General features: G+C 39.6%; 13 protein-coding genes and 1 pseudogene. 10 read left to right on the top strand and 4 right to left on the bottom strand.

Annotated features, from left to right (window positions below; genetic code table 11):
• The first annotated feature begins 154 nt into the window (after nucleotides 1–154).
• The 5 genes and pseudogenes from KZA12_RS14555 (at nucleotide 155) to KZA12_RS14540 (ending at nucleotide 4,231) form a co-directional block, all read left to right on the top strand.
• Complete coding sequence (locus KZA12_RS14555) at nucleotides 155–1,138, top strand: cysteine peptidase family C39 domain-containing protein (RefSeq protein ID WP_218690729.1); 984 nt, start codon at nucleotides 155–157, stop codon at nucleotides 1,136–1,138.
• Nucleotide 1,139: 1 nt separating this feature from the next.
• Nucleotides 1,140–1,556 carry a hypothetical protein gene (locus tag KZA12_RS14550; protein ID WP_218690728.1) on the top strand — a complete coding sequence of 139 codons (417 nt, stop codon included), beginning with the start codon at nucleotides 1,140–1,142 and terminating at the stop codon, nucleotides 1,554–1,556.
• Nucleotides 1,557–1,685: 129 nt separating this feature from the next.
• Nucleotides 1,686–1,835, top strand: a pseudogene (locus KZA12_RS15000) (hemagglutinin repeat-containing protein); the annotation flags it as partial.
• Between the two features lie 321 nt (nucleotides 1,836–2,156).
• The gene (locus KZA12_RS14545; protein ID WP_256933008.1) at nucleotides 2,157–3,770 is read left to right on the top strand and encodes a VENN motif pre-toxin domain-containing protein; all 1,614 of its coding nucleotides are present in this window, start codon (nucleotides 2,157–2,159) and stop codon (nucleotides 3,768–3,770) included.
• A gap of 2 nt (nucleotides 3,771–3,772) precedes the next feature.
• Nucleotides 3,773–4,231: a hypothetical protein gene (locus KZA12_RS14540; protein ID WP_218690726.1), complete on the top strand. Its 459-nt coding sequence runs from the start codon at nucleotides 3,773–3,775 to the stop codon at nucleotides 4,229–4,231.
• Nucleotides 4,232–4,498: 267 nt separating this feature from the next.
• Here KZA12_RS14540 and KZA12_RS14535 read toward each other — a convergent pair whose 3' ends face one another.
• From KZA12_RS14535 to KZA12_RS14520, 4 genes are all read right to left on the bottom strand, one after another.
• Entirely contained in the window at nucleotides 4,499–4,642 is a 144-nt protein-coding gene (locus KZA12_RS14535; RefSeq protein ID WP_218690725.1) for a hypothetical protein, read from the bottom strand.
• Nucleotides 4,643–4,672: 30 nt separating this feature from the next.
• A complete protein-coding gene (locus KZA12_RS14530) occupies nucleotides 4,673–4,816 on the bottom strand; it encodes a hypothetical protein (RefSeq protein WP_218690724.1) in 144 nt (47 codons plus the stop codon).
• Between the two features lie 201 nt (nucleotides 4,817–5,017).
• A complete protein-coding gene (locus KZA12_RS14525) occupies nucleotides 5,018–5,194 on the bottom strand; it encodes a hypothetical protein (RefSeq protein WP_218690723.1) in 177 nt (58 codons plus the stop codon).
• 33 nt (nucleotides 5,195–5,227) lie between these two features.
• Entirely contained in the window at nucleotides 5,228–5,395 is a 168-nt protein-coding gene (locus KZA12_RS14520) for a hypothetical protein (RefSeq protein WP_218690722.1), read from the bottom strand.
• 6 nt (nucleotides 5,396–5,401) lie between these two features.
• Between KZA12_RS14520 and KZA12_RS14515 the strand changes: the two genes are divergently transcribed.
• The 5 genes from KZA12_RS14515 to KZA12_RS14495 all read left to right on the top strand — a co-directional run.
• Nucleotides 5,402–7,792: a hypothetical protein gene (locus KZA12_RS14515; RefSeq protein WP_218690721.1), complete on the top strand. Its 2,391-nt coding sequence runs from the start codon at nucleotides 5,402–5,404 to the stop codon at nucleotides 7,790–7,792.
• A 5-nt stretch (nucleotides 7,793–7,797) separates the two neighbouring features.
• Nucleotides 7,798–8,130, top strand: a complete 333-nt coding sequence (locus KZA12_RS14510; protein ID WP_218690720.1) for a hypothetical protein — start codon at nucleotides 7,798–7,800, stop codon at nucleotides 8,128–8,130.
• A 120-nt stretch (nucleotides 8,131–8,250) separates the two neighbouring features.
• Nucleotides 8,251–8,652, top strand: a complete 402-nt coding sequence (locus KZA12_RS14505; protein WP_218690719.1) for a hypothetical protein — start codon at nucleotides 8,251–8,253, stop codon at nucleotides 8,650–8,652.
• A 150-nt stretch (nucleotides 8,653–8,802) separates the two neighbouring features.
• Nucleotides 8,803–9,432, top strand: coding sequence for a hypothetical protein (locus tag KZA12_RS14500; protein ID WP_218690718.1), 630 nt, complete (start codon nucleotides 8,803–8,805; stop codon nucleotides 9,430–9,432).
• A gap of 339 nt (nucleotides 9,433–9,771) precedes the next feature.
• A partial coding sequence (locus tag KZA12_RS14495; protein ID WP_218690717.1) for a hemagglutinin repeat-containing protein occupies nucleotides 9,772–10,981 on the top strand: 1,210 nt, incomplete at its 3' end.

Here is a 10,981-nt window from a genome sequence, read left to right as displayed (position 1 = left end):
GCATAGCACGATTGGTTATGTGTCACCCTTTGAGTTTGAAAAGCGGTATTATGATAATTTAATCCTGTCAGGCATGGCTGCCTGACTCAAGTAAATCACTCTCCGATATAGTCGGGGCGGTTCATTATTGAACCAATTCCATTCTGGTAAAAAGATGCATAGTGATGATCTTAACGCATTGGCATTAGCTTTGAACCAGCTTGTTGCTAATGGTGGTCAAGATGCAAAGCTTGCTGAATCTTTAGTGAACGCAAGCGGTAACGGTCAGAGATTGAAAGCTCCTAATTATTTAGATCCAAGAGCAGTTAAAAATCAGGTTGCTAATGATAAAAGTAAATTAAGTTTATTAGAAAAACTTACGTATACTCGAAAAATAAGTGAAGAAGAACAGCTTTATAATAACGCTAAAAATGTAATAGCAATTAACGGTAAGCATACAGAGATATCTAGATATGGTGGTGATGCCGTATTTGGTGCGCCTGGTAAAACATTGAATGTAATGCGTATTCTGATCGGAGCAGCTACTATAGCTTCGGGTGTTAATGATATTAGTAATGGTAATACTGGTATAGGTAGATTTAAGGTAGTTGGTGGGGCGTTAATGTTTGTGCCAATCAATGGTAGACCTGTACCTGCTAAGAATGCAAGTATAAGAGGTGGAGCAGGCGAAGTTAATATACCGAATAAAATAGATTATACTCCTGCTGGAAGCTATGTTTCTCAGGGTAAAGATCCAGTTTGTGGTCCAGCCTGCGCCAATATGATTGTTAACGATAAATCTGGAAAATCAATTGATCTAACAAAAATTGTTAGTGAATTTAAAGAAATTAGACCTACTGGGGTAACTGCAGAAGAAGTAGCAACCGTTCTAACTAATCGTGGCGTTAAAAACTCAATAAATAATAGTTTATTTCCAAAACAGTTAGAGAACTTCCTGGCAAATGGGAATCAGGTAATTGTTCAAGTTAAAGCTGGTCAAGGTAGACATTTTATAATAGTAGATAAAATTCAAAAAGTTAACGGTGTTGATTATTACATGGTTAGAGATCCTTTTACAGGTTCATATGGAGTAAAAACAACAGTCCTTGATTTGCAATTAAATCAAGGTAATATAAAATCTATAAAAATAGGTAAATAACATGAATTTTGATAAACTGTATAAGGAAAGAACTACTTTAGATAACACTAATATTGATTTAACAGGTTGGATTATTCTTATGGATAATAATTTATACCTGCTTGAAGATAACTACAAGCCAGACTATAAAGTCTGTAAGAAAATTAATATTGAGAATAGAGATATAGCTTATGTATTAGAGAAAATAGTTTCACCCCTTGGGGGAACTGAAAGTTTTCTATTTCACAGAGCTATAGTTAGTGGAATGATAGCTAGCTTTCCTGATTTGACAATTATACCCTCAGAAATTTACGTCGAAGGTTCAAATAAAGAGCTCGAAAAAGTTGATATCTCAAAAGAAAACATAGAGAGATGTAAAGCAAATAGCTCTGACCTATTTGATACAACTAAAAATATTGGCAACTGGTTTGATGTATAAATTAATCAGAATAGTAGTTGAATATTAATTTGCTACAATATATGAGTGATTAATTTTTTAGAATAATTATTCTAATCAAGAGCTACGATTCTTCATGACTCGTAGCTCTTTTCATTTAGCAATGCCAACAGCCAAGTCAACGTCGGTGGCACCACCACCTTTGACATTGGTAATGATGTGAATATCAAAGGCGGGGTCATCAACACCAATAAAGCGCAAGGCCAAATCCTTGGCGACGTCAACATCGAATCGCTACAAGACACCGCAACCTACGACAGCAACCAAAAGAATATAGGCTTTACCGCTGATATCGCTTTAGAGGGCGCAGGCTCAAGTCTATCGTTGAATGGTGGCAAGACCAATATCAATGCCGACTATAAAGCCGTGGGTCAGCAGTCGGGCATCTTCACAGGGGATGGTGGCTTTGATCTAGAAGTTGGCGGTAAAACTACTTTAATTGGTGGGGCAATTACCACCACTGACAAAGCCCTAGAATTGGGTCTAAACAAATATGTCAGTAAAGGCGGCATTACCACTCAAGATATAGAGAATACCAGTAGTTATGAAGGTGATGCGATCTCTGTTGGCATCAGTCTTGGTATGACGGATAACAAGCCTCAAGGCAACACTAATGGTTTAGGCTATGGTACAGATGGAGATAGTGATGGCAGTACTACCCGTGCAGGTATTACGGGTATCGCGGGTAATAGTGGCATCACCACTGACAATCGAGAGGAGTATGCAGGAGCGCTTGAGAATGGGTTTGATGCGACTCGTGTCAATGAGGAGCTTGGGGCGCAGGTAGAGATTACCCAAGCCTTTGATCAAGAGCGGCGTAAGATTAAGACTGAGCTGAATGCTAAAGAGAAGGCGCTTCGTGATGAAGCAGAAGAAGCCCGTGATGTTGGGGATTATCAGACAGCTACGGATAAGACATTAGCAGCTAATAAATTACAAAACCAAGGCTTACTCTTTGATGCCATTTCTGGAGCTATATACGGACCGAATAGTAATGGTGCTACTGGCTATATCGCGAAAGCGGCTAGTCCTTTTGTAGCAAGTCAAATCGGAGATTATTTTAAGACGAACAGAGCGAACAATAAGGAAGATGGTGGAAATCGATTAGAACCTAATAGTCCTGCTCATATTTTAGCTCAAGGTATATTAGGTGCTGCTGTTAGTTATGCAACAGGTAACGATGCATTGACTGGAGGCATTTCAGCGAGTGCTGGAGAAGCTACAGCACCTATTATATCTGACTTCCTATTTGATACTAAAAACCCTGATGAATTAACTGCTGAGCAAAAAGATACCCTTAGCAGTATTACTAGTGCTCTAGGTTTAGGTATTGGTGCTACTACTGGCAGTGCGAGTGACGCAGCCAATGCAGCTGAAACAAGTAAGGTTGCGGTTGAAGACAACCATATGGGTGGTGATAGAAATAAGACTAATAAACAGTTAGCTGAAGATACTCGGAAGATGAATGAAAGAACGGAAGAGTTATTAAATGCTTTGCCTGATTATCTAAAAAATTCAAAATTAATGAAAAATAAAGATGGGGATCTGATTTGGTGTTTACCATCTAGCAAGCATTCTTGTGCACCTAGTAGTGAATTGAGGCTTGCGACTAATAGTGAAATAGAATCTGCTGCTAAGTCTGCTGTAACTGGAGTTGCTATCTCATCTGTAGGTGCAGCAGCAGGTGGTTACACTATAAAATATGCTGGTAAAGCTGTCGGCACATATAAAACATGGAAAGCAACTAGAGCAGCATCTGCACAATTAGCAAAAAAATGGGCTGATAAAATTGATAAGGTTACTGTGCCACATAAAAGGCATTATCTGACACAAGTGAAGCACCAGTCGCCTAAAGATGTGAACACAATAGTCAACAACAATGTGGTTGATGTAGCTAAAGATATAAAAGATATTAAGAATGGTTTAGGAACGCCAGTTAGCGATCTAAAAATTGAAGTCAATGGTAGAACATATACAAGACATGGAGATGGAGGCAATCAGTTGATTCCAGTCAGCTCTAATAATGCTAATGAGATTTTTACGTTGAGCAGAGGAGAGTATCACAACTTAAAACAAATTATGAGAGACAAAGGAAACATAGATAAAACTCGATCTAATATGTCTAGAAGCGATGCTTTTAACCCTAATGACTTTAAAGAAGCTGTAAGAATTTACAATCTAACTAACTTGAGATAAATATGAAATATTTAAATATTGATTTTGAAAAAGAAGTTAACTTTGAGAAGCTCATTAAATTATTTTTAGAGAAGTTTAATGAGTTGAAAGTTGCTATAGTAATTAACTCTGAATTATTTTCAAACCTCGAAGGAGATGATGAAAAAGCTAGTATTTTTTGGAATATTTCGGATATTGATATATACAAAGATATAAAGATTCGCTCAAGCATTGAGTTTTCTAAAAACGTAGATCTGTCAAGAGCTGAATTTTTACTATGGCTTCATATGCTTTCTATCACTTTAGATTCAAAAATATATGTTCAAATTGACATTCCTGATAATCCTATTGGCTATTTTATAGCATGGAAAATAGATAGTGAAATTAAAAGTATAGTTTTCGACGCCGAAGAATTTTCTGAAGATTCTGAATTTGCTTACTGTGAACCTATAATTGATATGACTAAATACTTAGATATTTAGAATTGAAAGATAGCCGTTTATTGATATTTTTAGGTATTCGAAAAATAAAATTAGGCTAATCTAAGGCTACGATTCTCAAAGAATCGTAGCCTTTTCTATGTCATCTATGTCATCTATGTCATCTATGTCATCTATGTCATCTATGTCATCTATGTCATCTATGTCATCTATGTCATCTATGTCATCTATGTCATCTATGTCATCTATGCCAATGCCCAAATTAATCTCGGTAGTGTCGCGGCTGGTGCGGCTAACACTGCGAGTACCCTAGGCTTTAGTGCCACCGCTAAGGCTGAGAACACCCAAACTACTAGTACCGACACTCAAGCCCAAGGACAATGGCAAGGTACTGAGCTTAATGGCGCTAACGCTACCTTTGTCGGTGATGACTTTACAGGTGTTGGACTCCAAGGCAATATCGGACAGCTGAACATCGATAACTTAAACAGCCTCAACCTTACCGCAGGCACCAACACCGGTAGTAGTAGTAGCAACAGCAAAACCAATAGCCAAACCGGCAGCATCAGCACCACAGGCAGTGCAAGCCTTGGTGTCAGCACTCAAAAGAGCAGCAGCCAGAGTCAAGGTAACACCTTTACCAACAGCGAGCTCAATGTTGGAGCGTTTAATGGCTATGCAGGGACTACTAACTTAACCGGTGGCCGCATCAATGCGGGCGGCGGCAACTATGCCACAGGCAACCTTAATATCGAGACCGTCCAAAACACCGCCAGTAGTAGCAATAGCAGCTCAGGGGGCAATCTAGGCATTAACTTCACAGGCGGCTTACCAAGCGGTGGCAGCATCGGAGCTAATAAAGCCAGTGGCAATAGTCAAAGCATAACTGCTGCCGAGCAAAGCGGTATTGTCTATAGCGGTGATAACCACAGTCTCACTGCAAACAATACCACTAACATCGGTGGCATCATTGCTAACATAAAAACGGATGTTGACGGCAACCAAACCAATGGGATCCTTAACTTCACCACAGGCACTCTAGTCACCAAAGATATTATCAATACCGCAACCCAAGAACAAAATAACATCGGTGGTAGTTTCAGCGGGGGTAAAACCGCAACGGGCGTCAGTCTCAACAACATCGGTCTGCAACTGGGTAGTACTGGTCAGGACTTTGAGAGTAAAACGCTTGCCACTATCGGACAAGGGGCTGTGGTCACTAGCGACGCCAGCACAGGTCAAGACAGCTTAGCGGGTGTTAATCGTGATGCCTTCAACACCGAGCTTGTTATTAAGGACATGCAGACAGGTGGGCTTGCGGTTGATACCGGTATCGATACGAGAGTGTTTACTAAAGCAGGTCGAGAGGAGATTATTGATGAGCAAAAAGGGTTGCCTAAGAACGTTAAAAATATAGGCAAAACAACTGTAGTTGCTGGTCTACAAACGACACTAACCCTTACCAATATCATCACTCAAAACCAGAGTGTTGGACAAGCTATAGAAGGTTTTAAGGCCCCTGATAGAATGGCAAAAGCCATTGCAGCAAATCCTGATATTGCAGCTGTCCTACAAGCGTACAAAGAAGGCGACTATGACGGACTATTGAACAGCCAAGCTGCTCTACAGATGCTAGCTGATAGCACAGGCGTCAGTGTTGACGTTATTATCACTAGAATTACACAGGATCTACGAGCCAAAGGTGCAACCGATGGTCAGATTCTAGCTATAGATGGAGGCTATGATAATAGAGAAGATGTCGTCAAAACGCTAGGACATGATCTTGATCATGTGCGCAGTGGTAAAGGCAGTAGTGAGCGCTTAGCTGACTTAGCAGGTATCGCAGCGGACTTAAACGTCTCAATCAGTATAGATGCCAATCAAGATAAAATAGATAGCTATAAGCCTGCTCTAGGCAATGGCAAAGATGCGGTCACTCAAGCTGAGAATAAAGAGCTGCTTAATAAAAATGATATAACGCTGATTACAGCAATAGATAAAGATCCTGAGAGCTTTGACTATAAGACTTCTTACATACAAGATGTCAAGTACGCTCTAAACTACTTTAGCCCTAGTGCTCGTCAAGCTTATGAAAAAATTGACGCCAGTCAAGAAAAGGCATTCTTAAGGGGTCAAGAAAAGGCTTTAAAAGACATAGGTGAAGGTATTGTTTCTATACCAGATGATATGCAAGCTTTGTATGAAGCAGCTAAAGAAAATCCTGGAGCTGTTGCAGCAGAGATTTTAAAAGCCTTGAAAGGCATACCTAAAGAGTATTATGACAAAGGTGCAGATATTGTCGGTGCCTCATTTGTTGGTAATAGTGATGATGATTTCTACAAATCTGGGAAAGCCACGACTGAGCTTAGTTTCGAAGCGGTTGCCGCTATCGTATCAGCGGGTGGTGCGGTTATTGTTAAAAAAGGCATAGGTAAATCATTAGATATAGAGATCATACCGCCTAGCCGTAATCCAAATAGAAAACCTAATGGCAATACAGACTATAATGCTGGTAAAGGTGCTAACACAAGTAATACCAGCTCAAATAATAGGCCTAATTCTCAAAATATCAACACTATAGGTAATGACAATTATTTTGATAATATTAACTATGCTGATCTTAGTGAGTATAATGCTAATAGTCCAAACTCTCTTGATCAGTTTAATATAGAACAAGCCGCTAAAAGAAAAGCTTATGAGGCTGAGGTTACTAAAGGTAGAGCAGACACTGAAGCCTATATAGCTAAAAGTGAAGCTGATTCCAAAGCGCGACAAGGTCAGTGGGATAGCGATCAAACTGCACATGAGAGCAAGGCTGATGCTTTAACGGCTAAGAATAACGCTATATTTGAAAGCTTAGGCATACCTCGATCATCATCTAGAACGTCTAACGGAAATAATTCGACTAGTGGTGGTGTAAATTCTACTCCAAATACTACGGTTATTAATGGTACTACGTATTACAATTTGCCTGGAGGTGGCTATACGAGGGAGAAGCCTTCGAGCTTGAATCAAAATAATGGTTATAATCAACCTCCGACAAATTATACTGATAGGTCAGAAGTTGAAAATAGTAAGCTTGATTCAACAGACAGGGCTAAAAATACAGTTTCAAATGCTGATCAACCTCTAGAACCAGTTAATCCCAATAAGGCTAACAAAGGGCATGGTCATGACGAACATGGATATCAAGTTACACCTGTTCAACAGGAAACTAGGATTGAAACAGGTATTAAACCTTCTGGCGCTACAGGTGCCCCAACTGGTAAGGCTTCGAATTTCTTGACTCCAGAATTAGAAGCAGAAGCTTTGGGTAGGGGGAGAAGTGAACTTAATAATAGTATTAAGGAAAATAACGTACCTAATTATGATGCTAATGGTGAACCAAACAGACATGCTGTGGTTGTCAATACAAATAATAGCAGTGGTTTTGGCGAAAGATGGGTTCGAGCTAAAGATGATAATGGAAGTAATATAAGAGACTCTAATGGAAATTTTGTTCCTATAAAGGATCCTACGATTTTGAAAAATGCTAAAATAATTTACGAATATGTCCCAAGTAAAAATACATGGGATCCTGTTACCTATTATCCTACTGAGTAAAGACAATGAATAATAATGAGTTTAAAGCCAAAGATGATAGCATACAGAATGCTCTGTACAATGAGTTCACTTGTTATATAAACGCTGACATATTACCATTTAATTGGGATAGCGATTCTTATTTGAATGCTCTTGCTAAAGGATCAGCTACAAGACTATCTTCAGTTATTGAGTCTAATAAACTCGTAAAAACCCTTAATGACATGATTCAAGATAGAGAGCATTATCTAAATAAAGTTACATCAGAAGCAAGTGATTCTGAGTGGGTAATAGAGGATGAGGAATGGACAGCCTATGTCAAACTTTTAAATAAAATCATAAAATTTATTAGCCTGTAGATATTATTAGAAAAGCTAAGCTTTAAAAAATTAATCACATATAGCACATATAAGAATGATGCTTTTCAAAGCTTTATTTTTACATGCGCTATATGCGAGCGTCATCAAAAAAGGCTTTTAATGGAAAATATAGAAGAGTTAGATGTAGGTATGTCTTTCGTTCGAATAATAGCGAAATACATAAGAAGAGGATGGTATCGAGTTGGTAGTAAGGGAGATAAACTAAATTGTATAGTTTTTCACACTCATCCAGATGATGGTGATAAAACAGAAAAACTTATTCGTTCATTGCTTAGTGATTATTGGTTTTTTGATCGCTTTGACTCTAACCGCTTTTTACTTTGTTCAGAGTTATACCATCAACTGTCAATTATCGAAAAAAGAGATATACAATATATTAATGAAAAATATCCTAGTCTTGGTTGTGAAACTGGTAGCGAGATGAAAAAATTGATAGAAATGATTAACAAAACTGATGCCACGGTGCCTATAGGAAATGCGATACCTTTATCAAAACAATAATAAGGAAGAAAAATGCTACTCAAAACTCCTGAAAAGACAGCATTGCTAAGCAGTTTTAATATTGATTTTGAATATGCTGTTAGAGATGGCGAATGCCTAATTAAAGGCACAGTCCCAGCAAACTGTATAAAATAATACTAGGATAGTGTAATGAATAAAGATTATATTAACTCATTGTTATACGATATCCCTTCTGACATTGATTACACAGAGCTACCTGAAGATATAGACCTTGAAGACCTACCCTCCGAGCGCATTGAAGAAATTAAAGAGCTTTTAAAATACGAAGATGGTTATATTGTTTTTCAGGCATCACGGTTATTAACTTCTTGGGGTATTAAAGAAGGGTTCAATACTTTAAACGACCTATTAATTAAAAATGAATTACAAGGGATAATACAGCATCGTATATATGGATACGATGAAACCTATAAACACGCTTTAAGTGCGTTCGTCAGCTATTGGGCAAATTGTTCAGACGCAGGTAAAGGAGAACAAGCTAGAAAAGAAATATTTGAACCTATATCTATGATTATTCGAGCGTCTAATACTAAAAGCTTTGAAATTAGTGAAATGTTTTGGTTGTTAACCAGAAAGAATTTTATTGAATACAAACCTCTATTGCAAGAACATCTTCAAGTTATTATTAAAGAGCCAAAAAAAAATTACTGGAGAATCCATGATGTTATTGAACTTTTTTTGAAAGTCGATCCTGACTTTGTTACTAAAGTCTTGAATGAAAACGAGAAAGAATTGTCTGATTTTGGTTTTGAAACTTGACCCCTGCTGTCAAATTCGCATAGTCAAACTAGGTAGATTTTATTCCGTAGCGCGTAGGTTGGGAGGAGCTTGCGACTCCCAACGAATAAGCATAAGCACTCGCATTCAAACCATTATAAGCTTACCAAAGCCCGTGAACTAAGCCTAATGTTGCGTGTTACTCTTTAAATCATAAAGCTATATCAGCCCCCGCCGAGGGACGAGGCGCAAAGCTAACTATTAAAAGTCAATAGCCCATGCCCCGCATATTTCACGACCATTAAAACACTTAAATCTAGAGGCCATGCTTCTTATTTTTCTCCAGCTTGTTTTTCTTTAACGCGCACAGGCATTGACCAAGTGGGATCAATTGGCGTAGGCGATGGCCTCAAAGGCCAAGTAGACGCTAATGGCAATCCCTTAACCACCTTATCTATCGCCGCCAAGAATGATGTTGTCTTTGCCGCAGGGGTCGCCAGTAACAAGAGCGGCAACACCCAAATCATCTCCGAGAAAGGCGACGTCAAATTCAATACGATCAATACAGGCAATGAGGTTCGTGCCATTGGTGATGGCAATAACTACTACACTGATGGTCAGACCCAAGATAACGGTAGTAATGTTACTAGCTTTGGCAACTTAACCGTAGCAGGTAACAACGTCACAGGCGTTGCCACTACCCTAAACAGTCAAACAGGCACTACCAGCATCTATGCCGACAATGACGTCACCTTCACAGAGGGACGCGCCACCACAGACTTCTCAACCGCCAGTAAAATGAGCAGCAGTGGCTTCTTAAGTAAAAGAACCAGCCAAGAGCGCTTTAACAGTGAAAGCGATACCGCCATCAGCAGCAACATTGAAGGCAATCAAGTCGCTATTCAAGCGGGCAATAACATCAGTCTAACGGGCACTAACGCTATCAGTGATAAAGGCACTAGTCTCACCGCAGGTGGCGATATCGATGTCCTAGCAGCGCAAAACACCTCTAGCGAAAGCACCTATAGCCAAACTAAAAAGTCAGGATTGTTCGGTGCCGATGGTGGTATGGGCTTTACCATTGGCAAACAGCAAACCGATGAAAGTAACACCAGCACCTCCTTGACCCATACTGCCAGCAATGTTGGCGCAATCGACGGCAACGTCATCATCACGGCAGGCGGTAAATACCAGCAGACAGGTAGTAACCTAATTGCAGGTATGGGCGCTGATAGTGACAAGGACATCAATTCCACGGAGCGCGGCAACACCGTTGTACGCGCCAAACAGATCAACATCGATAACGCCCTAGATGTCTACACCAATCAAAGCGAGCAGACGTTTAAACAAAGCGGTCTAACGGTGTCGGTTTCCAACAGCCTGATTGACAGTGCTCAGAGCATTGACGCCCTAGTCGATGCTGGTGGCAATACCCAAAGCGTACGTATGAAAGGTATGGCAGGCGCTGCTGGGTTATTAAAGGTAAAAGCCTTAGCTGCCGAGGCCAATAGTGCGGGGTACGATCTACTCGATGGCAATCTCAAAGGCGTGGGCAACACCCGTATCCAAGCCACTATAGGCACTCAAAAGA

This window comes from Psychrobacter sp. BF1 (assembly GCF_019279065.1).
Classification (GTDB): domain Bacteria; phylum Pseudomonadota; class Gammaproteobacteria; order Pseudomonadales; family Moraxellaceae; genus Psychrobacter; species Psychrobacter urativorans.
Note: the sequence above shows the minus strand (reverse complement) of the source record. Positions and strands in the feature narration are given on the sequence as shown.

Bases quoted from the DNA above. Each gene is read 5' to 3' on its own strand.
- KZA12_RS14545 (WP_256933008.1), top strand. From the start codon at position 2,157: ATGACGGATAACAAGCCTCAAGGCAACACTAATGGTTTAGGCTATGGT.
- KZA12_RS14500 (WP_218690718.1), top strand. From the start codon at position 8,803: ATGAATAAAGATTATATTAACTCATTGTTATACGATATCCCTTCTGAC.
- KZA12_RS14505 (WP_218690719.1), top strand. From the start codon at position 8,251: ATGGAAAATATAGAAGAGTTAGATGTAGGTATGTCTTTCGTTCGAATA.
- KZA12_RS14510 (WP_218690720.1), top strand. From the start codon at position 7,798: ATGAATAATAATGAGTTTAAAGCCAAAGATGATAGCATACAGAATGCT.
- KZA12_RS14550 (WP_218690728.1), top strand. From the start codon at position 1,140: ATGAATTTTGATAAACTGTATAAGGAAAGAACTACTTTAGATAACACT.
- KZA12_RS14555 (WP_218690729.1), top strand. From the start codon at position 155: ATGCATAGTGATGATCTTAACGCATTGGCATTAGCTTTGAACCAGCTT.
- KZA12_RS14540 (WP_218690726.1), top strand. From the start codon at position 3,773: ATGAAATATTTAAATATTGATTTTGAAAAAGAAGTTAACTTTGAGAAG.